We start from the raw sequence: 24234 nt of genomic DNA, 5'->3' as shown, positions 1-24234 counted from the left end.
CGGCTTTTTTAATAGGTTTAAAAAATAAAAGGCGCCCCCCATGCCTCATTATTTATTGTTTTTAATATCAACAATTTTACGTCCTCTATAAACCTCTTGATGATTTTTAATAGAGCTTATTTTGCTTTTTTATCGAGAATGGCAGTGCCATAGACTTTCCCCCAAACCTTAATCTTGTGGGAAATTTTCGCTCTATCATAAACAGAACCATAAATTTCAGCCGTGCCACTCACTCGAACATGCCCATAAACTTTCCCATAGTTACAAATATATGCAAAACCTGAAACCTGCGCATCAGCATAAATCCTTGCATAACTACAAACCCAAGCGTTATAAAAAACGTGAACATTGTTATAAATATAAACAAAAAAGCTTTTTACCTTGGCATTTCTAAAAACGCGAGCATTTTCGAAAACCATAGCTTTATCATAAATCCAGCAGTCGCCTTCGTGAGAAAGATTTTCTTCACTTTCAATATAGCCACCAAGGTCACCTGCCTTTACGTCCCCAAAATCTCTTAAAGCTCTAATTCGATATACGAAGTGATCATTTATCAATGCACAATCATTAGCAAATTCATATTTTTTTCAATTTTTTGATTTTGTGAAGAGGAAACCGGGGTGCTGGGTGCTTTTTACTGTATTGTTCATAATTAAAACCTTAACATAACTTGTTTTCAATTGACACCTTATAAAGGCGCCGGGTGTTGAAAACACGGTGTTAAGTCCGTTGTTACGCTTTTCCCCATAAGGGTATTGTATGGCGTAACCACACCCGACAAAATTATTATATATGCTAATCATAGCATAAAAGTTAGTCAGTATTTTAAAGACATGGAAAAGGTTGTTCTATTCGCTTAACATCAAGTGTTTTCATCACTTGAATATCTGTTTATCAAAATACTCATTTATTGTCAATTAATATTTTATCTTTTTTGATATTTTTTAAAACATGTTATGTATAAAAATTGTCATATTCTTATAAACAGTCTCTATTTTATTATGTACTTTGGATTCTATATTAATGGCTTGTGTAAGCGTTTTCGTTATTTGCTTCTCTATACTGAATAAAATTTACAAAGGCTCTTAGCGCCCATATTTTTAGCTTTAAAAGCATAGCTCTTTATTATAGAATGATTTTTGTGAATTATCTTTATAGGAGGTTTATCATTTACCTAGCGAGCTTTCATAAGGCACCGCGCTTTTATAGAATCAAACAGACAAATATGATAATGCGTTTTTGTTATGAGAGCCTCTAAAGAGTCTTATCAAATTTATTCACACATTATCATTATCTCTTTTTAAGAGCTTTGTCAGTTTTGTCAGTTCATTCTAGTAGCTATGTGATTTTTTTTAATGATAAAAATAAAAATTATTATATTTCAAATAGTTAGCATTTTGCGAATACAATTCACATCGACAACACAACCTATAAATACAACCAATGAAATATATTTTGGCATGCTTTATCAGTTTTCTTAACAGACGAAACTCACAATTTGAGAGAGTAGTTTCAATATAACTTATGAATAGGAAGGGGGTTCTTAAAAGCCTTAAAGCAATCCAAATAACAGTGTTTAAAAATGCAAGCCTTTTAAAGATTCTATGTAATCAACTTAACAAGAGAGGTATAGATTATGGTTATAAGCTCTATACCCCTTATGAGTTTATCATACCCATTATGTGAGCATGCCTTATAAATTCACTTCCGTTTCTCTTATTTCTAATGTTGGTAAGTTTCTCACAATTTTCATGGTCTCTAAGCTTACAGTAATGCCCCTTTGAAACAATTCTAGAGGATAAGCAGGATTGCCAATGGTCTTAACGGCATAACAATTGGCATCATTAACAATGCCACTTTTTTTATCAGTTTTTACACATTGACGTTCCATAACCCATTCAAGAGCGGGTTTACCATTGACGATATACTCATAGGCTTTAAGAGGTATATCTGTCATGATGATATTGCTATTATAAATGACAGTAGATTTATCCTTTTCCTTACTATTCTTAACTTTTGCGAATTTCATTTTTGTAACATAATAAAATTGTTCAGGATTAAAAATATCAGTCAGTTTAGGATCACCCTTTTTAAAACTCACTGGATAAGGTGCTACAGTTTCATAATTGACATGCAAGTGACCAAGTTCACGCCCTGCTTTAGTGAATTTCCAAAAATATTCAGCGGTTTTCACACAAGGGATACGAAGCAATTCTTTAGAGAGGTTATCAGCATAACGAGCACGATAATCTTCTGAATGCAAAATTCCATAAACATAATAGAAGATATAATCTTTTGTTATGATTTCACTAGGATAAGAGGCTTTAAAATGTGCTAACCCTTCATCAGTGAGTGCGTCACGCCGTTGTAAACCAACTGTTCCATCATTCTTTATAGAGCTTTCGAATAAATGAGGCTGCTTTTTATTTTTATCTTTTGAAACTGCAGACTCTTCTTAAATATAGCGTGGAAAGCATTGACCAACCTCTATTGACTCTAAATTAGGCAAAGTATTTGTCATTAAAACAGAAAAACTTTTGACTGCCGCAACTCCTGCAAGTTGTATGCCCCTATTTTCAACGGTTTGTCCTATCGGAAATATATGTGGCATTTGATAAACTCTCTCATTAAAAGAGTGATTGTAATAAAGCCACTGCATTTGTAAAAAGGCGGTAAAGACTTTGCGTAAGACAGTTATTTTCAAATTCAAAAACTTTTCCTCTTACCAATTCTTGTTTGAGACTACTACTCCAACTGATTTTATTTGCATCAGCATTTACGAAACTATCTACAGCCTTTTTACGTGTCTCACGATCAAAATGTAGATAGATATCATTAAAACACTTTACTTCACTATTATAAAAGCCAATCATATTGCTCATGTTCTTCGCTAAAGCCTCACGGCTTGAGTTATACGCCCAAGCATCACGACATGTCATAATGCCACGAGAATAAGCCTCAAACAGCTTTTTATCATTCCTTTTTTTATACCTAGTGCTAAAAATGTTTTGAAACTCTCATCACGTTGCTTTATCCAATCCCATGCTTATCTGGTGTAATAAGTTGCCAAGCTTGTTTTTCTGTAATACCACAAAGTTATACGAATGATATGGGAATGGTTGAGGCGAAAAGATTGATAATATATTGTACCTTTTTGAAAAGAAGCTAAAAAGGAAATTGCTTAGTTCATTGAAAGAAAAGATGGCATAAATGGCGCATAATTTTTTATCAATGAATATATAAAGCTATATTACCCATTTACCAAATTGCTTGCCCGTATAAATAATGAATATTGAAGGAGTCTATAATGACCGACGAAAACCAGATTGATAAAGCCACTTCACTGATTGAAGCGGCAAAACGTTCTGGAGCAGATGCTGCTGATGCTGTTATTGTTCGCTCACATTCCACAAGTATGTCGGTTCGTTTTGGAAAAGTTGAATCGACAGAATCTTCTGAAAACAACGACTTTACATTAAGGGTTTTTGTTGGCAAGAAAGCAGCAAGTGTTTCTGCTAATTTAGCAGCTTATCCAAAAGAACTTGCAGAGCGTGCTGTTGCAATGGCAAAAGCGTCTCCTGACAGTTTGTTTGAAGGTTTGGCAGATAAAGAATCTTTGGTTAAGAATCCTAAAGACCTTGATCTTTTTGATAATTTTATTCCACATAGTCATTTCCTCACAGAAGATGCTTTAAAGATAGAAGCTGCAGCTCTTGATGTTAAAGGCGTTAGCAATTCTGGCGGAGCTGCCACAGCCTATGGTCGTAGTGGATTTGTTCTTGTGACCAGTGATGGTTTTTGCGGAACTTATCACTCGAGTTATTTTTCGCGTTCCTGCAGTGCTATAGCTGGTGAAGGAACGGCAATGGAGCGGGATTATGACTATACAACTGCCCTACATTTTTCTGACTTAGAAGCAGCAGAAACTGTAGGGAAAAATGCCGGTGTTAGAGCAGTGCGACGTTTAGGAGCAATTCGTGCTGCCACTGGAAATGTTGATGTTGTCTTTGATCCGCGCACAGCTCGCGGTATTGCTGGGCATATCGCATCTATGGTGAATGGAGCATCTGTAGCTCGCAAAACAAGTCTTTTACAAAATCTCTTCGGAAAAGCAGTGATGAAATCGAATGTTAACGTGACAGATCAGCCTTTGCGATTGCGTGGAAATGCTTCTCGTCCTTTTGATGGAGAAGGTGTAGAAGGACAAACATTAAATATTATTGAAAATGGTATTTTAAAAAACTGGCTTCTTTCATCATCTTCAGCGCGTGAACTGGGACTTCAAACCAATGGTCACGGTGTACGTTCAGCATCACTGGTTCAACCATCTAGCACCAATTTTGCTATTGAACCGGGTTCAGTATCGCCTCACGATATGATAAAAAGTTTGCAAAGTGGGTTTTATGTCACAGAATTATTCGGACATGGCATTGATTTTGTTACGGGACAGTATAGCCGTGGTGCTTCTGGTTTTTGGATTGAAAATGGCGAAATTGCTTATCCCGTAAGCGAAGTAACACTAGGTTCTGATTTGATCCATATGTTGGCGCATTTAACACCTGCAAACGATCTTGATCGGCGTTATGGTACAGCAGCTCCAACGTTATTAATTGAAGGGATGACACTTGCAGGAAAATAATACGCACCATTCTTCTGATTTAAATCTTTTGCTTGATGTTTGTAGAGAAGCAGGAGATTTAGCAATGGGGTATTTTGGAGGTGCGGTGGATGTCTGGTTCAAAGAAGGCAATTCACCAGTCAGTAAAGTAGATTTTGCGGTTGATCACTTTTTGAAGGAAAAGCTTCTAAAAGCCCGCCCGAATTATGGGTGGATTTCAGAAGAAACAAAAGATGACCGGGAGCAAAACATTTATGAGCGCTACTTTGTGGTTGATCCTATTGATGGAACCCGCGGTTTTCTTGCTGGCAACACCTATTGGTGTATTTCGATTGCTATTATCGAGAATGGACGTCCAATCGTAGGTGTTGTTCAATGCCCAGCTCAAAGAGAACTCTATGCAGCTGTTATTGGTAAAGGAGCGACGTTAAATGGTAGAGAGATTCCTCTTCTTTCTTCCAAAATTAACAGAAAATATCAAATTTCGATTGATCAATCGCTCGCTCAAAAACTACCAGATGATTTTCGCAACCAAGCGCATTTTTATCCCTATATTCCCTCGCTCGCATATCGTCTTGTGCTTGTTACTCAAAATGAAATTGATATTGTGCTGGTTCGCCCAAATTGTCACGCATGGGATATTGCTGCTGCTGATCTTATTTTACAAGAATGTGGAGGATGTTTTCTATCACTTGATACATCTCTTATATCTTATGGCATGAAACCTTACCAATATGGATTTTTAATTGCTGGTAAAAATAATTGCTGTCAAAATATGATAGATGTTGTTCATCGGGCGAAGTTAGTTTAATCACATAAAAACACGCTCAAATTTCTTAATCTGGAGGCATATATGATGAAAGACGACGAAAAAAAACAATTTTTGCATCTTGTATTCGGTGGAGAGTTAAAAAATCTTAAGAGTAATCAATTTAAGAATATTAATGATTTAGATGTGGTGGGTATTTTTCCAGATTACCAATCAGCTCAAGAGGCTTGGCAAGCAAAAGCACAAAGCAGTGTGGATAACGCATTACAACGTTATTACATTATCAACTTGCAGCAGTTTCTTGACACTGAAATGGATGAGACGTAATAACCCTTGAGAATTCAATCGTTATTTACCTGGATGATATGAATGTAAGAATATTCAGTTTTTTAGGTTTAATATCAAGAAAAGTGAGAAGTTTTAGAAAAAACTGTGTTCTTTTGATCATATAATCAATATACTGTATGAAAATGTAACTTTACAGTATTTTGGTGCGGAAATTGATTATTTGCACTTTTTATGAAAGCACTTCCTTATTGAAAAACCTTAACAGTATTCTCAAAATTACAAGGTGTTTATAATCTCTCTTTCATGATCTCTTGCACTTGTATTAAAAACAGTTCATAAGTATTAAAAGTAGTTCACAAGGGGTGTTTTGAATATTTATCTTAAGAGCTTTTTAATACGTGCCAATCCTGCTTGGGATGTGCAAACAGATGTTTTTTCTAATTCAACATCAAAGAGCTTTAAACGAGAACAACTTACTCTATTTTAAGCTTTCTCTGAACATGTAAATGATATATAATACATTATCAATCAATATGTTATGTAAAAATATATTTAATAATCTTTCTTCGTCCTCAAAATGAAAAAGTTATTGCCATGCTTTCTCGTTTTACCCATTCAGGAATAAAGAGGTGATTTGCAAAAAAATAAAATGTTAAATCCATGCATCGTTTCAGTGAACTCTAACGTGTTTATTTATAATGGCCTTTTGTCGTTATTCACTTGTGAATCATAACCGCGAATACCTGTAAGATCCTCTCATTTCAAACTTCTTTATGTATGTTGAATTAATTTTTTCACTTTGCTTTACATTATCAGTGGGATTGGTACATGAATCAAATTATAGAAAAAAAGAAAAAAACGCTTCTCATGGACTGCCCTCTCCTCATGTTAAGTGCCTGTCGCAATCTCATGAGCGTGTAAATAGACCATGATCTGATAAAGAGAATGGTGGTGCCAACTTTTTATCAGCGTAAAAATGGTGGTGTTCAATGGCTTTATCAGTATACAGGATTTATCGGTATACAATTCACCCACACTGTCGTGCAATAGACTAAGGAGCTCTAAGACATGTCTCTTTAAAACAAGCCCGTGAATGTGCAACATGGTGACGCTCTGTTTTGTGTGAAGGTCATGCTCCCATTAAAGAACGTGAGAAACAAAAGCGTGAAACAATGCGATATCCTCATTATCTCAAAAACATTGCTGTAGATACTTTTGAAAGTCGTAAAGCCGAATTAAAAGGATATGGTAAAGCTGGAAATTGGTTTTCACCTTTGCGTCTTTACATTCTGCCCAAATGAGACTGTCTTCCCATTTCAGAAATTACACAAACGGATATATGCAATAGGCTTGCCCCCATATGGCGTACAAAAGCGAGAACAACAGAGAAAGCACGTGCTATCTTAAGAACGAAAAATTATCTTACATTCATAACTATCCGTGTAAAAGATGATAACGCTTAAAAATTTTCTTAAAATCTGATAAGAAATATTATAATCGTGGATACCAAAGTGTATAAAATAAGAAAAAATATTTTATGTACTCAATTATTTACTTGTCCTGCCCTATTTTGTGTACATATCTTCTCGTGGAAGAATGCCTAAGACATGGGATAAAATTGCGTTTCTACTTCCCGATATTCTTTTGCATGAGTAGAACACTTTAGTTGCCTAAAATGTGAGAGGTACTGCACTTTTCGTTAAAAGAAAAATGAATGCCATAAACAAAGTTTATAAATTATTCAAAAAAAGTTTATATAAACGTCTCAAAATAAATAAATGAGGTGATTTTAATGATGGAACTAAAAGCACACGCGGCTTTTTTAATCTATCGTATAATTGGTTTTTGTTTACGTCCTCTTATACCTTTCTATTTGTTTCTTCGTACTATTCGTGGAAAAGAAGAGCGCGGACGTCAAAAAGAACGTTTAGGAAAAAGCCTCTCAACACGACCTCAAAGCCCATTAATTTGGATACATGCGGCAAGTGTTGGAGAAACACTTGCTCTTGTTCCATTGATTAATTATATCTTATCCTTAAAAATCAATATATTATTGACAACATGTACTGTAACCTCTTCTTCTCTGGTGAAAAAACTTTTTGGTAACCGGTTAATTCATCAATATGCTCCGTTGGATTTAAATTTAGCTGTGCAGCGTTTTATAAATCATTGGAAGCCTGATTTAGCATTAACCTGTGAATCAGAGATTTGGCCTTTACGTATTAAAGAACTTGCTAGAATGCGCATTCCACAGATTTTGGTGAATGCACATATGTCGGAGCGCTCTTTTAAAGCTTGGCAAAAACACCGCATGCTCGCTAAACATATTTTTCAGCATATTGACTTAGCTATTGGTCAAAATAAAAGAGACGTAACATATTATCATGAACTTGGAGTAAAATCTGTTGCGCTTTCTGGCAATCTTAAGGCTAATGTTTTACCAATTGAAAATAAAGAATTACTTGCATATTATCGAAATGCTATTGGCAATCGTCCAGTTTGGGCAGCTGTTTCAACGCATGAAGGAGAAGAAGAAATTGCTCTTGATGTTCATAAAATTCTTAAAGAGTATTTGCCAGATTTATTAACAATTATTGTGCCCCGCCATCCTGAGCGTCTAGAAGATCTCATCAAAAAATGCAACAATCAAAATTTACATTTTATCCGTAGAAGCAGCAATATTGTTCCAGACGCAAATACAGACGTTTTGTGGGGCGATACAATTGGAGAAATGGGGCTTTTTCTACGCTTATCAAAAGCTTCTTTCGTCGGAAAGTCGTTATGTGAAAACGGTGGACATAACCCTTTAGAGTTAGCTTTTCTTGGTTCAGCTATTTTAACAGGCCCCCATTTCTCAAATTTTCAAGAGACTTTTGAACAATTCTTAACAAATAATGCAGCATATATGGTCCAAGATACAAAACAACTTACTATTCAAGTATATAAACTTTTAACAAATGAAGCATTGCGACAAGAAATAGTTGATAAAGCCTATAAAACAGCAAAAAATATGGAAGGAGCACTTGAGCGTACATTAAAAGTTCTTGAGCCATTTTTGCAGCCTCTTGTGATAGAAACAGGGTTAAATCAATATCGGAGCCAATATGCGCATTAGTACACCGCATTTTTGGTGGAAAAATAAAAGCTTTTTACGGACTTTGTTAACCCCAATTGCTTGCGGATATGGTTATTTTTCACAGCGCTTTATGTTACGAAAGCCTCCTGTGATTGATCTTCCAGTTTTGTGCATTGGAAATTTTACCTGTGGTGGTGCTGGTAAAACACCTGTTGTTATTGCTTTTGCTCAAGCTGCGAAAGAACTTGGTTTCATGCCGGGTATTGTGTCACGCGGTTATGGCGGAGCAATAAAAGGCGTGCATCTTGTCAATAAAAAACATGATAATGCACACAATGTTGGAGATGAAGCACTTTTACTCGCACAACATGCTTTTGTTGCTATATCCATTGATCGTCATGCAGCAGCACAACGACTTCAGCAAGAAGGATGTAATCTTATTTTGATGGATGATGGGTTTCAAAGCCGTCGCCTTTATATGGATTATGCATTGCTCGTTGTAGATGCAATGCGTGGTTTTGGGAATGGAGCTGTTTTTCCAGCAGGACCTTTGCGTGTACCATTAAAAACGCAGCTCTCTTTTACAGACAGTATTTTATTAATTGGTTCTCCAAGTGCGCATGATAAAATTCGTTCTCTTGCCACACCTCCTGCCCCCCCCCTCTATCATGCACGGCTTCAACCCTTAGCATCTCATGAGGTTGCTGGAAAATCATTTTTGGCATTTGCAGGCATCGGGAATCCAGATAAATTTTTTAAATCCATTAAAGAGCTTTCTGGTCATGTGGCACAAGCTTACTCTTATCCCGATCACTATTTTTTTTCCGACACAGATTTAAAAGATCTCGCACAAAAGGCTAAAATGCAAAACTTATGGCTCGCTACAACGGCTAAAGATTATGCACGGATACAAGCAAACTGTGAGCAAAAAAACTTAAAAAATCTTATCGTATTTGACGTGAAGGTTGATTTTGCTCAAAAAGATTTTTGCCATATACTGCTTGAAGAAGTCATGACTCGCTTTAGAGAGCGCAAACATCTTCTTTAAACATTGCACTTAATCATTTGTTACTTTTTCTGTGCATCTAACAGTTGCCTGAGATATGGATTGCACTCAAGTTCGCGATGGTAGGAAATTTCACAACTCGCATAGGCTTCTTGGCGATGATGATTCCAATATTTTAAATCATCGATTGGAATTTTTTGTCCACTAACAGCACAAAGAGTGTAGCTTCCATATTCTATGACTTCATATCCACTACTAGAATAATGAACTTTTGCTTCGCGTTCATTACTGGAAAACATATCTTATACTCCCTTTCTATTTTTGTGAGAGATTAGCAAGTAAAGTGCCATAAAAGACTTTATAAAGTCGAGAATAAATTAAAAAATATTTTTTCCTTGTCAAAAGAGTGTGTGGGTATCTACTTCCTGCCAAAAAGCCTTTCTATATCAGCTAATTTGAGTTCAATATAAGTGGGACGACCGTGATTACACGTTCCTGTGTTAGGCGTTTCTTCTATCTGCCGTAGCAAGGCATTCATTTCTTCAGGGCGTAAAAGACGTCCCGATCGTATGGAACCATGACAAGCCATAGTCGCTGCAACATAATCAAGCATTGCTTTTAAATTATCTGTAGTATCATATTCAGCAGCTTCATCTGCAAGATCTTTAATGAGAGCTTGTACATCAATCTCCCCCAACATAGAAGGAGTTTCACGTACAACAATTGCGCCAGGCCCAAACGGTTCTATTCCCAAACCAAACTTCTGCAAAGCCTCTTTGTGCGCTAAAAGGCATGTTGCATCTTCTTCAGAAAGTTCTACAATTTCTGGGATAAGCAGCAATTGTGAAGGGAGTGGTTTTGAATAAAGCGCATTCTTTAGAGCTTCATAAACCAATCTTTCATGAGCAGCATGCTGATCCACGATAATCAAGCTGTCTTGTGTTTGTGCGATAATATAGTTTTTATGAATTTGTGCTCTAGCAGCTCCTAATGGATAAGAGAGCTCTTCTAAGGAAGATTCCGTACTTGGAATGTACACATCACCGCTGAGTGTCTCTAAACCCTCCATGATGGGGGCAAAATTCTCTTTTAAAGCAAAAGAACCGGCTGGCTCCAATGGTTTATGAACCATTGAGGCGGCTGCAAAATAATGGGACTGTGGAGAATAAGAAGAAAATTGAGGCGTGTTTTTAACAGTATTTAATGGCTGTTGTGTTTGAAATGCAGCCAACATGGCTTCAGAACGTGTTGAAGTAGGACGAACACCCGTTTGATGCAATGCTTCACGAATGGCGCCAACGATTAAACCACGAATTAATCCAGAATCACGAAAACGTATATCTGCTTTCGCAGGATGAACATTCACATCTACATCAGCAGGCGGCAGATCAATAAAAAGAATAGACACAGGATAACGATCCCGCGGCATGACATCAGCATAAGCGCCTCGAATTGCACCCCAGAGAAATTTATCACGCACTGGACGCCCATTAACATAAGCAAATTGATGAAGGCTATTGCTGCGGTTAAAGGATGGCAAACAAGCAAACCCAGTCAAACGAACTGATTCGCGCTCAGCATTCAGTACAACACTGTTGGGAGCAAACTCTTTCCCCATAATTTGTGTAATACGTTGTAACTGCCCTTGCGTATTATTTTCCGTAGCAGGTAATTCCATAGACGTTCTATCTGGTCCTGAAAGAAAAAAACGAATATGGGGAAACGCAATTGCAATTCGTTTAACCATATCGGTTATGGCATTCATTTCAGCACGGTCTGTTTTCATAAATTTTAACCGTGCTGGAGTCACAAAAAAAAGATCACGAACTTCAACAATCGTTCCAGGATTTGCTGCAGCTGGTTTGGGGCCGACAATCTTTCCCGCCGTGACAATAATTTCAGCAGCACTCTCCGCATCTTGCGTTCGTGAAGTTAATTTCAGTTTAGCAACAGAACCAATAGAGGGCAAAGCTTCTCCTCTAAACCCAAGAAAACAAATATTGTGCACATCGTCAGTAATTTTTGAGGTACAATGGCGAGAAACGGCCAAGGTTAACTGATCTTCTGGAATACCACAGCCATTATCACTCACTTTTATAAGATTTTTTCCACCGTTCGCTGTCACAATCTCGATTCTGGTTGCTCCAGCATCAATGGCATTTTCAACAAGTTCCTTGACAACATTTGCCGGTCGCTCAATAACTTCACCAGCAGCAATTTGATTAATAATATTTTCACTGAGATGGCGTATAATCATCATAAATTCTAATGGGATTCTTGCAAATTATATACAAATTCTGGTGCATGATAGCATTATTTGTGCAACATTCAAGAACGAGAGTTGTGGAAGAAGTGTTATTTTCAAAGTCAAAATATATTGATTATTCAAAGAATGGTTCAAGACTCTTTCTTTATTTTAATGCTCTCATTTCAGTATCATCATATAAATTGTATGAGCTTATTATTTATAAAATTAGAAGAGAACTGTTTTTATTGCTTTAAAACAGCTTGCACCCATCAATTATCTGAGCAAAAAAAGAAATGAAACAAAAATGGAAGGCAAAACACATATGGCGCATGTAAGCGGTATTTTGGCAGATAGTGATATCCAAGCTTTGATTGACAATGGCATTCTTAAGGCTTCTTGGCCATTTGAGACAAGTCAAATACAGCCTGCAAGTCTTGATCTTCGTTTGGGAGACAAAGCTTATCGTATTCGTGCTTCCTTTATGCCAGGAGCAGATGTAAAAGTTTTCGATAAACTCGAACGATTGAAGTTACACGAATTTGATTTGCAAGATGGCGCAGTCTTAGAAACAGGTTGCGTTTATATTGTTCCTCTTTTGGAAAATTTGGCTTTACCAGAAATTTTAGCCGCAGTTGCCAATCCTAAAAGCTCTACCGGACGGTTAGATATTTTTACACGTGTTATTACTGACAATGCTCAAGAGTTTGATAAAGTTTGTGCTGGTTATCATGGTCCACTTTATCTTGAAATTAGTCCACGGACATTTCCGATTTTGGTGCGTACCGGTTCACGTTTATCTCAACTTCGGTTTCGCAAGGGATGCAGTTATCTAAATGAAACGGATCTGTATGCTTTGCATACAAATGAAACACTAATATCAGATGATCTTCCTAATATTAGCGCAGGTGGTATTGGGCTTTCCATTAATTTGAAGGGGGACGAAAATGGGCTTGTAGGCTATCGTGGTAAACGTCATGCAAGTGTGATTGATATTGATAAACGTGCAGCTTTTCATGTTCTAGATTTTTGGGAACCTCTTTTTGACCGTGATCAAAGAGAACTGATTCTTGATCCTGATGAATTTTATATTTTAGTTTCGCGAGAGTCGATCCATGTCCCCCCGCTTTATGCCGCTGAAATGACACCCTTTGACCCCCTCGTTGGTGAATTTAGAGTGCATTATGCAGGTTTTTTTGATCCAGGATTTGGGCATATGGAAACAGGCGGGAAAGGAGCAAAAGCCGTTTTAGAAGTGCGCAGCCATGAAGTGCCATTTATTTTGGAGCATGGTCAAATGATTGGACGTTTAATGTATGAACACATGCTTCATCAGCCGTTAACACTTTATGGATATAAAGCCGGATCGCATTATCAAGCACAAGAGTTAAAGTTATCCAAGCATTTTAAATAATTGCGAATCATAGGCTCTGACAAACTCTGTGTGAGAAGAATGTTTGAATGAAAGAAATTCTTCGGTTTTGTACACAACGTTATAGACCGTCAATGTATTCTTTTCGCAAACTAAAGATGTAAAATCCCTTACCACTAAGCCGCTCTATTTTTAGAAATTTAAATGAACATCCTCTTCATTTTTTCCTTTATAAAAGTAATAAGCCAATAAAGGCATTATACACACAATTAGATAATAAATAATCCAAAATGAGTTTTATTTTTTCTATACCCTCATATTTAAAATTTATTTAAACGCTCCATATGAAAACAAGAAATATGTAGTTTGATCAATTTTAGTTAACAGAAAACATGCAAGAAAAAATATTTCCAAATACATATGACAAATTCATTTTATTCTATGAATATTTTTTTATCTTTGTTGGAGGGGCTCAATCATAAGCTGTATAACTTTTAATGTGATGTCTCTTTAAATTCATAGAGAGTATATCGCTTTAAAATAGAAACAGATAGTTCAAACAATATCTTACGAAATCACTGCTTATAAAAAACTATCATGTCTTTATTTTTGCTGTTTGGTTACCATAATACCCCATGTGTTTATGAGTTATTGATTAATAACTGAGCACCATAGGATTTTAACCTAAAAAAATAGCAACAAAAATATTGTTTTCATTTAATGTGTTTTTTTTGGAATGTGTTTTTTTTGAGTTGCAATCTTAATTGCCTGCATTTACTGAATAGAGAGCATTTTGGAGATGTCTAAATAGAAGGCATGCGGGGCTATTGGTTTTAGGATATTTTTGCTTTTTATTTAGGAAGATGGTACCATTATGATTATTTCCTCAACATTTGATTACCGCAAAGCAGCAAAACGTCGGCTACCTCCTTTTCTTTTTCACTATATCGATGGAGGGGCCTATGCTGAGGAAACATTGCGACGTAATGGTACAGATCTTCAAGCTCTTGCATTGCGTCAAAGGATTCTAAAGCAGATTGGTGAAGTTGATCTTTCAACCAAACTTTTTGACAAAACACTTGATTTACCGATTGTGCTCTCACCTGTTGGGTTAACAGGCATGTATGCGCATCGTGGTGAAGTAAAAGCCGCACGAGCAGCTGTTGCAAAAGGTATTCCTTTTACCCTCTCCTCAGTTTCAGTTTGTTCTATTGCAGAGGTGCACAAAGCAGTTGGAAATGCGTTTTGGTTTCAGCTCTACGTTCTTAAAGATCGTGGATTTATGCGCGATGCATTAGAGCGCTCTTGGGCCTCTGGTGTGCGAACCTTGGTTTTCACAGTTGATATGCCGGTTCCTGGTGCACGTTATCGTGATGCCCATTCGGGAATGTCTGGACCTTATGCTCAGTTGCGCCGTATTTTACAAGCTTTTACTCATCCACATTGGGCTTGGAATGTTGGTCTTATGGGACGCCCACATGACCTTGGGAATGTTTCTGCCTATCTCAAAAAGAAAATTGCACTAGATGATTATGTTGGTTGGCTTGGTGCAAATTTTGATCCATCAATTGGCTGGCGTGACCTACAGTGGATTCGGGACTTTTGGAAAGGAAAAATGATTTTAAAAGGCATTCTTGATCCAGAAGATGCGCGAGAAGCCGTAAAATTTGGCGCTGATGGTATTGTTGTTTCTAACCATGGAGGGCGTCAGCTTGATGGTGTATTATCCACTGCACGAGCGTTACCCGCAATTGCAGAAGCCGTAAAAGGTGATTTGACCATTTTAGCAGATTCCGGTGTTCGTTCTGGCCTTGATGTTGTACGCATGATTGCACAAGGTGCCGATGCCGTTATGATTGGTCGTGCTTTTGTTTATGCGCTTGCCGCAGCAGGTGAGAAAGGTGTTGCGCACCTTCTTGATCTCTTTGCCAAGGAAATGCGCGTTGCCATGACATTAACTGGTGTACGCACAATTAAAGAGATCACACGTGAGAGTTTAGTGAATACAGATGCTTTTAAAGAATGAATAAATGTATCTTGTTTTACCGTTCTGGCACAAGAGAAATGCGCCCATTGAAGGCTGTAGAAGCTAGGTTCAATGCTCTATATTTCTTACTTTTTTCAACATTTTCAATTGTTTGTACTCTTTTTAGCTCATATTTATAATGCTTTAAGTTGACAGGTGTCTTTGAATTCACTCTCATATTTTTATATATTATCTCATCATTAAAATAGCTTTTGTTATACTTTCTTCGTTATTGTATTATTTGCTAGAATATCCAATTGACCTCCATGACAGATTGGCTTACCCAGTGCTTTTAAAGAGAAGATTTATATAGTCTTTTGTTTTATAAAGATAAATGATCACTTTACATGTTCAATGAGAAGCGCAAATACCATAAGAGTATTTTATTTAAAATCTTTTTATCATGAAACGATAAAATCCGCTGTCATCATAAATTCGGTCAGTATGCGAATAAAACAATTTTAAAAGAAGGAAAAAACCTCTTATAAGCCGTCTTCAATACAGAAATTGTCAGCCTGATATGAGCTAAAAAATATATTAAGGAGTGAAAAAAATGATAGCATGGGTCGTACTTCACACCAATAAGCATAGTGGTGTGCAATCGGTTTTATATTATGCGCTTAATAAAAATCATTGTAAAGCAGACTTTAAAATAACGAAAGAGATTTGCTTTTTACGTAGCCAAATTAGAAAGAATAACGACACTTTCTATACTGTTTTTCTGTTTATTTTCTCTTATAATTGAAACCTATAGTTCCAGAAATATTCGCTGTTTCAATGTTGTGAGATCCTCTCATTTCAGACCTCTTTATGTTAAAACAATTTTATTCACTTACTTGTACGCCATAAGCAGAGGTGGCGTAGAGATAAAAATTATAAAAGAAAGGAAGAAAAATGCCTCCTATGAACCGCCTTAATGCAAAGGCTGTTGCAACAGCATGAGCCGGTCAATAGAATAACAGCTCCAGCTTGTATCTTCAGAAGCATAAAGATGGTGGTGCTTAATGATTTCATCATTATACAACTCACTCCACACCGTCAGGAAATGGGCTTAGGAGTACTACGAGGTGTCTCTTCCAAACAGCACTTAAACTACACTCTAGATTTTTGATATATCTTTAGGTGTTGCATATATGTACAGAAACAAGAAATTGCATCATTCATAATACAAAAATACTTTCCATGATTTTTGGTGGTAAAAAAATGACTCTTTTTTAAACCAAAGGACCGCTCCATAATAAGACTATGACTGAAAAAGCAAGCCAGAATAATTCCTCTTACCTTATCGAGTCAGAAGGAGAATTTCTGAAAGTTTCAAGCTATGACCGCAGTTTATAGAGACGTATTACTGTCTCGCCATAAAAACGTTCATCATCAAGGAAAAATAGATTAGGTAAATGAATCATTGCCTCTTTCTTTTCTTCAAGCACAAAAAGTGCATCAGCTTTTGCCCACCCACCTCTTAGAGCCTCTACAAAAGCACGCTCTCCCAAACAATGCCCATAGGGAGGATCCACAAAAATAACATCAAATGGAAGCATTGTCCCAATATTGCCAAGCTTCGTTGCATCACGACGCAAAATACGGCCAATTGACTGCAAATCAAAAGCTTCAATATTTTTTTGAAGAACTCCACGTCCTTCCACTGAATTTTCAACAAAAACAGCAGCTTTTGCACCACGTGATAAAGCTTCTATGCCTAAAGCACCAGTCCCAGCAAAAAGATCAAGAATACGTTTATTGACCCAAAATTGTTGTTCTCGACTGGTAAGAATATTAAAAAGACTTTCGCGTACGCGATCACTTGTGGGACGAACAGACTGCCCCACGGGCGCAAACAAAGTGCGCCCTGCAAATTTACCGCCAACGATCCGCACAAGAACCTCCAAATCGTTTCGACTTTTTTGTATCATCTCTATACGCTTTAGATTTTTTTAGGGCACCATCAAATGATTTCACTCTTCGTTTATACTCAAAAGACCGCTCATTATGATGGCCTTTCATCATCTTTTCTTCTTTCTTGAAAAAACGATCCTTCCTCTCAGAAATATGCCCTTCATCGCAAGAAATCTTGCCACGTTTTTTATCAAAACGACCGCCTCTATCTTTCCGTAACTGAGAGTCTGATGATTTTTTCTTACCTCCATGAAAAGATTTTTTATGCCCTAAATCACTCTTTTTATCATGAGGCCCCCCCCCCACTAGAGAAAGATTTTTCACGTGCACTTTGTGGACGTGCGCCAGGTGCCATCCAAACATTAGAGCGGCGAGAACGAAGCAAAGGACGCTTTGCTTTTCCATCTTCACTTTGATCCTTGCGCATAAGTTTTTCACCCGTTTTTTCTTGAACGCGCTTTGCAAAACCGCCCTTCTGTTTACGCTGTGCACCTCCCCCACTTGAAAAAATCCAACCATCCTTTGCAATAGAAGAATCTTTATCACTTCTTTTTTCTGCAATAACCTTAGAATTTGAAAAAGGCTTTAAAATTGGAGAATCAAAATCTGCATTGGCTTGCATAATTAAACGCTCACCCAATTGCTCACGTAACATGCGCCCTTTTATTTCACGAACCGCCCCTTCTTCCAAATCAGAGAGTTGAAACGGACCATAAGACACACGAATTAAACGATTCACTGATAATCCCAATGCGCCCAAAACCTTCTTTATTTCACGATTTTTTCCTTCACGTAAAGCAACAGAAAGCCATATATTTGTGCCTTGTTCACGTTCAATTGATGCTTCAATCGAACCATAAAAAATACCATCAACTGCTATACCATTTTTAAGGTTATCAAGCGCACTCTGTTTTACACGTCCATGAGCACGAACCCTATATTTGCGCACCCACCCCGTTAATGGAAGCTCTAAGACACGTGCTAAACCACCATCATTGGTTAACAATAAAAGCCCTTCCGTATTAATATCAAGTCTCCCAACAGAAAGAACTCGAGGCATTTCTTTGGGCAAATTGCTAAATACTGTTGGTCTGTCTTCAGGGTCACGGTTCGTGGTAACAAGCCCTGCCGGCTTGTGATAAAGCCATAATCGTGTTCGTTCCGTAGGAGATAAAGGTTTTCCATCAACTTTAATAACATCAGAGCGCGTAACATTAAAAGCAGGTGTCGCTACAACTTTACCATTCACAACAATACGACCTGCAAAAATCATCATTTCTGCATCACGACGCGACGCAACACCAGCACGCGCTAACCTCTTGGCAATCCGCTCACTTTCACTGTTTTCATTCATTTGCTCTTTACACTAACCTCTTCTACTACATTTGGCAAGTCATCTACCCGTAATAGCATTTATCTTGAAAAAGGGGAGTAACACAATCATTTATCATTTTCTATCCTTTAGCAATCACAATGTATCGATTTACTGATAAATCAATTTTAAACATTTTAAAAATGCTGCTTCTTCGTTATAAATGCATTCATTTATCGCATTCCTTTCTATAGAAAAACCTTTTGGTTCCCTACACTTTGAGTGAAAAAATTCTATGACTTTAACTCCTATGGAAATAGCCCTCGAAGAAGCACAATGGGCCAGCAAAAAAAATGAAGTACCGGTAGGCGCCGTTATCACACACGGTCAAACAATCATTGCACGCGCTGGCAACTACATAAAAGCCGCCCATGACCCGACAGGACATGCAGAAATGCGTGTCATTCGTATAGCCTGCGAAATATTCCAAAGCGAAAGACTAACCGATTGCGACCTTTATGTAACGCTTGAACCTTGTGCTATGTGCGCTTCTGCCATTTCATTCGCACGCATACGACGCCTTTACTATGCAACAAATGATCCCAAAGGAGGCGCCATTGAACACGGACCACGCCTTTATCAGCAACCAACTTGCCATCACAAGCCTGACGTTTATTCTGGTTTCAAGGAAAAAGAAGCTGCCCAACTTCTCAAAGATTTTTTTACACAAAAGCGACGTTAAAAATAACCCCTCTTCTTATTTAGACAACATATTGATTAATAATCATAATTTGTCGTTATTCACTTTGAATTATAACCTGTAAATATTGTAAGATATTCCCTTTAAAATCTCTTTCTATTGAGCCCATTTTATGCACTTGGCTTTACACTATCAGTGAAATTGGTACGAAGATAAAAATAAGAGAAGAAAGGAGAAAAAATGCCACTCATAAACTGCCTTCATGCAAAAACTGTCAAAATCTCATGAGCGCGTAAATAGACCATGAGTTAGTAAAGAGAATGATGATGCCAACTTTTCGCCTTGATCAGTATGAAAATGACGGTACACAATGGCTTTATCAGTATACAGGATTTATCGGTATACAATTCACGGACGATACCACACAATGCGCTTAAAAAGCTAAGAGATGTCTCTTTAAAACAAGCACGTAAACGTGCAAAATGGTAGCGTTCTATTTTGCGTGAGAGTCGTCATCCCATTAAAGAACGTGAAAAACAAAAGCTTGAGGCAATACATAATCTTCATAATCTCAAAGACATTACTGTAGAAACTCTTGAAAGTCGTAAAACCGAATTAAAAAGAGTTGGTAAGGCTGGCGGCTGGTTTTTACCTTTACAATTTCATGTACTCCTCAAATGAAGCTGTGTTCCCATTTCAAAAATCATACAAAAAGATATATGCGATACGTTTGTTCCTATATGGCATACAAAAACTTTAATAGCAGGGAAAGCCCTGTTCATCTTAAATTTTGTTTCAAACATGCAGCTGCAATTGCGCACCACCATCTTCACGCTTATGAAGGTACAAGCCGATACTATCATTATATTGACCAGCACTCCATGTTGCGACAGCCCTTGCATGAAGACGGTTCATGAGAGGCATTTTCCCTTCTTTCTTTTCTTATTTTTACCCTCATGCCAATTCTGCCGATAGTATAAAGTCAAGTAAACAAAATTGATTCAAAGTAAAGTGGTTTAAAATGAGAGAATCTTATGGGTATTTGGGGTTATAAGTCAAGGAGAGAAACGATAAAGTCATTATAAATCAATACACTACCTTGGTATTGGAAGTTGATTGACAAGCAGTAAAAAAAGCACGTGTTCTCCTCATTACTCCCCCTCTACACGCTATCAGACTTCTTTTAAAAGCTACCAAATCCCTTTACCAATACCCACTTTCGAAGCACTGTTTACACTCTTTTAACGTTTCTCTTTACCTTGTTTATCAGCAGGTGCTATTTTCGCCGGTTGACGATAACTTAAAGGCGGCTCAGTGAGATATCGACGATACTTCGCACTTCCAACTTGCGCTCTTTGACGACGTAAATATTCCTGTCTCTGTTTCTCATTTAACCGCGAAACACTTTGCGCATTAGAGCGCTTATTAACTTGTGACTCTTCTTGAGCAAGGCCCCCCCCTTTACCATGAGTATGATATTGCTTTCGTGTTGTCATTTTACCAAGAGAATTATCCTTTGCCACCTCTTGCTGAGGCCGTGGCAAAACGAGATGTGAACCAGGTTTCACCTCCACAAGCTTTGGATGATCTTTCATAACAATTTGGCTGTTATTATTTTTTGGTGTTAACGAAGCAATGTTCGCAATATCTTCAAAAAACTGTAAAGAAACCGTCTTCCCAGTACCATAGGTAGGAGCAGATAAATTGCATCCCGTCAAAACAACACACAGAATTAAACTACCGACTGATAATATTTTTATTTCGCGTTTTCTCACTGCTTACCCCATTTCTCTCAGCAAATAGCCGATTGATATTCCAGCAATTTAGAAGGGGCAAACTCCATACTTAAGCCCCCCTATAGAAAAAATAATGATTTTCTTTTATGGCATAAAAAGTCCTATGTATCAATGAAAGAATTCAAATGAAAACAACGCTGTTTACAGCCTGCACTTTTTCCTCCATTTTAAATCCTTCCAAGCTCCTGTAATTCTCGTAAAGCAGCTGCATCACGCGCAGACACATCAGGATAAGCTGGATCACTCCCAACATCTTGTGTATAACGCCATGATCGAGCACATTTTTTACCCGAAGCTTTCTCTGGATATACACCAACGCCCTCCACATCGCTTAAAATAAAAGCATCTGGAGGTGGTATCTCTTTCTTTATTGTAAGAGCACTGGTGATGCAAATTTCTGCCATATCCAAGTTTTCCAAGGCTTCCCGTAAATCTGGATTAGAAATAAAAACAATAGGTGCTGCTTCTAAAGATGAACCAATATGCTTTTCAGCGCGTTCAAGTTCTAAAGCACCCGTCACAACTTTACGGACTTGGCGAACTTTTTTCCAACGTTCAGCTAAAGCTTCATTTTGCCATTCCTCTCGCACAGGACGAAACTGCTCCAAATGGACTGAACCACTTTCTGGGTAACGCTCTAACCAGGCTTCTTCCATTGTAAAAGGCAACATAGGAGCAAGCCACGTTACCATTCGCGTGAAAATCTCACGGACAACCTGCAAAGAAGCTTTCCGTTTTTCTGATGAAGGGGCATCACAATAAAGAGAATCTTTACGGATATCAAAATAGAACGCTGATAACTCAATAATCGAAAAATCTAACAATGCACGCATAATCTTCTTAAAATCAAACGCATTATAAGCCTGATTAATCAATTGATCGAGTTCAAAAAGCCGGTGCAATATAAATTTTTCAAGATCCGGTAGTGCGCGATAAGATACTTCTTCCCCTTCGTCATATGCTAAAGTTCCAAGCATCCAACGAATTGCATTGCGTAATTTTCGATAGGAATCCACATTTGTTTGAAGAACTCTTTTCCCTAAACGCTGATCTTCCCAATAATCCGTTGTCATCACCCAGAGACGAAAAATATCAGCACCAGATGTTTTTATAATCTCTTGTGGAACAACTGTATTCCCCAAGGATTTAGACATTTTTTTGCCATTTTCATCCAGAGTAAAACCGTGTGTAATCACCGTCTTATATGGAGAACAAGCGCGCGTACCACAGCTTTCTAAAAGAGAAGATTGGAACCACCCGCGATGTTGATCAGACCCTTCAAAATAAACATCGGCAGGCCATTTCAAATCATCTCGATCTTCTAATACAAAACTATGGCTCGCTCCAGAATCAAACCAAACATCAAGAATATCATATACCTGAACCCAAGGCTCATATGCACGTTCTCCTAAAAAACGCTCACGTGCTCCTTCAGCAAACCACGCATCAGCTCCTTCTTTTTCAAAAGCCTGCAAAATACGCTCATTGACTCGCTCATCTTTCAAAATAACGCCATCTTCATCAGCAAAAATACAAATCGGAACTCCCCAAGACCGTTGGCGAGAAAGAACCCAATCAGGACGATCTGTGATCATAGAAGCCAAACGGTTTTGACCAGAAGAAGGAACAAAACGTGTCATCGCAACAGCTTTTAAAGCACGACTACGTAAAGTTGAGCCATCCCCCAGATCTTTATCCATTGAAATAAACCACTGCGGTGTGTTACGGAAAATGACTGGCTTTTTTGAACGCCAACTATGAGGATAGGAATGCTTTAAACGACCACGCGCAAATAATCGATCCGCTTTAATTAAAGCGTTAATAACCTCCCTATTGGCATCACCCATTTTTCCATTATCATCAATAATGCGTGCTGGTCCCCCTTCACGATCTGGCCCAAAACCAGGAACATCTTTTGTATAAAAACCAGCATCATCAACGGGAAATGGTATCGAAAAATCAATCCCCGCCTGCTCTAAAAGCGGCTTATAAGCATTCCAAATCTCAAAATCCTCACGCCCATGGCTTGGCGCCGTATGAACAAAACCAGTACCAGCACTGTCTGTTACGTGTGAACCATCAAGTAGTGCAATCTTATAATGATAACCTCCAGCTAAACCTTTGAGTGGATGAGAAAGAACCATCGTTTTCAGTTCTTCAACAGAAACCGCACGCAAACGCTTTAAAACAAGTTTTGCTTTTTCTGCACAACTCATGGCTAAGACATCAGCAAAAAGAAGTTTCTCTCCAGCTTGAGGACCAAAATCATTTTCTGCACTTTCCACTTCATAAACACCATAAGCAATCTGTGAAGAATAACTCACTGCACGGTTACTAGGAATTGTCCACGGAGTCGTTGTCCAAATGATAATAAAGGCATTCTGTAAATCGCTCGAATCTGCCTCAAGAACTGGAAACTTAACCCATATAACCTCCGATTCATGATCATGATATTCAATTTCTGCTTCAGCTAAAGCCGTACGCTCAACAACAGACCACATGACAGGTTTTGAACCACAATAAACCTGATCGGACATAACAAATTTCATCAATTCGCTGGCAATACGCGCCTCTGCATGAAAAGCCATTGTCGTATAGGGCGTGTTAAAATCTCCCACAACACCAAGGCGTTTAAACTCTTCACTTTGAACAGTTATCCAATGTTGTGCAAATTCACGGCATTCTTGACGAAATTCATTAAGAGGAACATCATCTTTATTTTTTCCCTGCGCACGGTATTTTTCTTCAATCTTCCATTCAATCGGAAGCCCATGGCAGTCCCAACCGGGAACATAATTTGCATTAAAACCACGCATTTGAAATGAACGAATAATCACATCCTTTAGAACTTTGTTCAAGGCATGACCAATATGAATATGGCCATTGGCATAAGGGGGACCATCATGAAGAATGTAAAGTGGACGCTCTTTAGCTTGCTGGCGCAATTTGGCATAAAGCCCCATCTTTTCCCACCGAGCCATCAATTCAAGCTCTTTTTGCGGCAACCCCGCACGCATGGGAAAATTTGTTTGTGGAAGATAAAGAGTTTTTGAATAATCTATTGTTTCATTTTTCACAGTCATTGTGAAATATTCCTGTCCACTTTTACGATTTCATTTTTGCATAACTT

At 37.7% G+C, this 24234-nt stretch carries 15 protein-coding genes and 3 pseudogenes; 10 read left to right on the top strand and 8 right to left on the bottom strand.

Annotation, left to right across the window (positions count from 1 at the left end; all coding sequences use genetic code 11):
* Positions 1-116: 116 nt before the first annotated feature.
* Positions 117-557: a hypothetical protein gene (locus BN67_RS11240; RefSeq protein ID WP_019222275.1), complete on the bottom strand. Its 441-nt coding sequence runs from the start codon at positions 555-557 to the stop codon at positions 117-119.
* A gap of 1136 nt (positions 558-1693) precedes the next feature.
* Positions 1694-3090: pseudogene (locus BN67_RS14680) on the bottom strand (type ISP restriction/modification enzyme); the annotation flags it as partial.
* A 217-nt stretch (positions 3091-3307) separates the two neighbouring features.
* Here BN67_RS14680 and BN67_RS00785 point away from each other — a divergent pair.
* The 6 genes and pseudogenes from BN67_RS00785 (at position 3308) to lpxK (ending at position 9799) form a co-directional block, all read left to right on the top strand.
* Positions 3308-4639 carry a TldD/PmbA family protein gene (locus BN67_RS00785; protein ID WP_019222273.1) on the top strand — a complete coding sequence of 444 codons (1332 nt, stop codon included), beginning with the start codon at positions 3308-3310 and terminating at the stop codon, positions 4637-4639.
* Positions 4626-5429, top strand: a complete 804-nt coding sequence (locus BN67_RS00780) for a 3'(2'),5'-bisphosphate nucleotidase CysQ (protein ID WP_019222272.1) — start codon at positions 4626-4628, stop codon at positions 5427-5429. Before BN67_RS00785 ends, BN67_RS00780 begins: the two co-directional genes overlap by 14 nt.
* A gap of 42 nt (positions 5430-5471) precedes the next feature.
* Complete coding sequence (locus BN67_RS00775; protein WP_019222271.1) at positions 5472-5714, top strand: DUF4170 domain-containing protein; 243 nt, start codon at positions 5472-5474, stop codon at positions 5712-5714.
* 906 nt (positions 5715-6620) lie between these two features.
* Positions 6621-7069 (top strand): annotated as a pseudogene (locus tag BN67_RS13355) (integrase); the annotation flags it as partial.
* A gap of 398 nt (positions 7070-7467) precedes the next feature.
* The gene (gene waaA / locus BN67_RS00760; protein ID WP_019222269.1) at positions 7468-8790 is read left to right on the top strand and encodes a lipid IV(A) 3-deoxy-D-manno-octulosonic acid transferase; all 1323 of its coding nucleotides are present in this window, start codon (positions 7468-7470) and stop codon (positions 8788-8790) included.
* Positions 8780-9799, top strand: a complete 1020-nt coding sequence (lpxK, locus tag BN67_RS00755) for a tetraacyldisaccharide 4'-kinase (protein WP_019222268.1) — start codon at positions 8780-8782, stop codon at positions 9797-9799. Before waaA ends, lpxK begins: the two co-directional genes overlap by 11 nt.
* A 20-nt stretch (positions 9800-9819) precedes the next feature.
* On the opposite strand, the gene BN67_RS00750 is transcribed toward lpxK, so the two are convergent.
* Together BN67_RS00750 and mutL are read right to left on the bottom strand one after the other, a co-directional pair.
* On the bottom strand, positions 9820-10056 hold the full coding sequence (locus BN67_RS00750) for a DUF2093 domain-containing protein (RefSeq protein WP_019222267.1): 237 nt from the start codon (positions 10054-10056) through the stop codon (positions 9820-9822).
* Positions 10057-10175: 119 nt separating this feature from the next.
* Positions 10176-12014 (bottom strand): DNA mismatch repair endonuclease MutL, encoded by a 1839-nt coding sequence (mutL, locus tag BN67_RS00745; RefSeq protein ID WP_026088084.1) that lies wholly within the window; start codon positions 12012-12014, stop codon positions 10176-10178.
* Positions 12015-12327: 313 nt separating this feature from the next.
* Between mutL and BN67_RS00740 the strand changes: the two genes are divergently transcribed.
* Together BN67_RS00740 and lldD are read left to right on the top strand one after the other, a co-directional pair.
* Entirely contained in the window at positions 12328-13416 is a 1089-nt protein-coding gene (locus tag BN67_RS00740; RefSeq protein WP_026088083.1) for a 2'-deoxycytidine 5'-triphosphate deaminase, read from the top strand.
* A gap of 832 nt (positions 13417-14248) precedes the next feature.
* Positions 14249-15400 (top strand): FMN-dependent L-lactate dehydrogenase LldD, encoded by a 1152-nt coding sequence (lldD, locus tag BN67_RS00735; protein ID WP_019222264.1) that lies wholly within the window; start codon positions 14249-14251, stop codon positions 15398-15400.
* Between the two features lie 1319 nt (positions 15401-16719).
* Here the strand turns inward: lldD and rsmD are convergent.
* Together rsmD and BN67_RS12410 are read right to left on the bottom strand one after the other, a co-directional pair.
* Entirely contained in the window at positions 16720-17277 is a 558-nt protein-coding gene (gene rsmD / locus BN67_RS00720) for a 16S rRNA (guanine(966)-N(2))-methyltransferase RsmD (RefSeq protein WP_026088082.1), read from the bottom strand.
* Positions 17258-18650, bottom strand: a pseudogene (locus tag BN67_RS12410) (pseudouridine synthase). Before BN67_RS12410 ends, rsmD begins: the two are co-directional and overlap by 20 nt.
* 253 nt (positions 18651-18903) lie before the next feature.
* On the opposite strand from BN67_RS12410, the gene BN67_RS00710 reads away from it, so the two are divergent.
* Positions 18904-19350 carry a nucleoside deaminase gene (locus BN67_RS00710; protein ID WP_026088081.1) on the top strand — a complete coding sequence of 149 codons (447 nt, stop codon included), beginning with the start codon at positions 18904-18906 and terminating at the stop codon, positions 19348-19350.
* Positions 19351-19806: 456 nt separating this feature from the next.
* Positions 19807-19989: a hypothetical protein gene (locus tag BN67_RS15380; protein WP_019222258.1), complete on the top strand. Its 183-nt coding sequence runs from the start codon at positions 19807-19809 to the stop codon at positions 19987-19989.
* A 560-nt stretch (positions 19990-20549) separates the two neighbouring features.
* Here the strand turns inward: BN67_RS15380 and BN67_RS00690 are convergent.
* Both BN67_RS00690 and ileS read right to left on the bottom strand, forming a co-directional pair.
* A complete protein-coding gene (locus BN67_RS00690; protein ID WP_019222256.1) occupies positions 20550-21083 on the bottom strand; it encodes a hypothetical protein in 534 nt (177 codons plus the stop codon).
* 188 nt (positions 21084-21271) lie between these two features.
* A complete protein-coding gene (gene ileS / locus BN67_RS00685) occupies positions 21272-24187 on the bottom strand; it encodes an isoleucine--tRNA ligase (protein WP_019222255.1) in 2916 nt (971 codons plus the stop codon).
* Positions 24188-24234 lie beyond the last annotated feature (47 nt).

Origin of the sequence: Bartonella rattaustraliani AUST/NH4 (assembly GCF_000312565.1) — a bacterium.
Taxonomy (GTDB): Bacteria; Pseudomonadota; Alphaproteobacteria; order Rhizobiales; family Rhizobiaceae; genus Bartonella; species Bartonella rattaustraliani.
This window is presented reverse-complemented; position numbering and strand designations above follow the sequence as displayed.

What these genes read in the sequence shown, in the direction of transcription:
- BN67_RS00785 (WP_019222273.1), top strand. Translation starts at nt 3,308, where the DNA reads ATGACCGACGAAAACCAGATTGATAAAGCCACTTCACTGATTGAAGCG.
- BN67_RS00775 (WP_019222271.1), top strand. Translation starts at nt 5,472, where the DNA reads ATGATGAAAGACGACGAAAAAAAACAATTTTTGCATCTTGTATTCGGT.
- waaA (WP_019222269.1), top strand. Translation starts at nt 7,468, where the DNA reads ATGATGGAACTAAAAGCACACGCGGCTTTTTTAATCTATCGTATAATT.
- lpxK (WP_019222268.1), top strand. Translation starts at nt 8,780, where the DNA reads ATGCGCATTAGTACACCGCATTTTTGGTGGAAAAATAAAAGCTTTTTA.
- BN67_RS00750 (WP_019222267.1), bottom strand. Translation starts at nt 10,056, where the DNA reads ATGTTTTCCAGTAATGAACGCGAAGCAAAAGTTCATTATTCTAGTAGT.
- mutL (WP_026088084.1), bottom strand. Translation starts at nt 12,014, where the DNA reads ATGATTATACGCCATCTCAGTGAAAATATTATTAATCAAATTGCTGCT.
- BN67_RS00740 (WP_026088083.1), top strand. Translation starts at nt 12,328, where the DNA reads ATGGCGCATGTAAGCGGTATTTTGGCAGATAGTGATATCCAAGCTTTG.
- lldD (WP_019222264.1), top strand. Translation starts at nt 14,249, where the DNA reads ATGATTATTTCCTCAACATTTGATTACCGCAAAGCAGCAAAACGTCGG.
- BN67_RS00710 (WP_026088081.1), top strand. Translation starts at nt 18,904, where the DNA reads ATGACTTTAACTCCTATGGAAATAGCCCTCGAAGAAGCACAATGGGCC.
- ileS (WP_019222255.1), bottom strand. Translation starts at nt 24,187, where the DNA reads ATGACTGTGAAAAATGAAACAATAGATTATTCAAAAACTCTTTATCTT.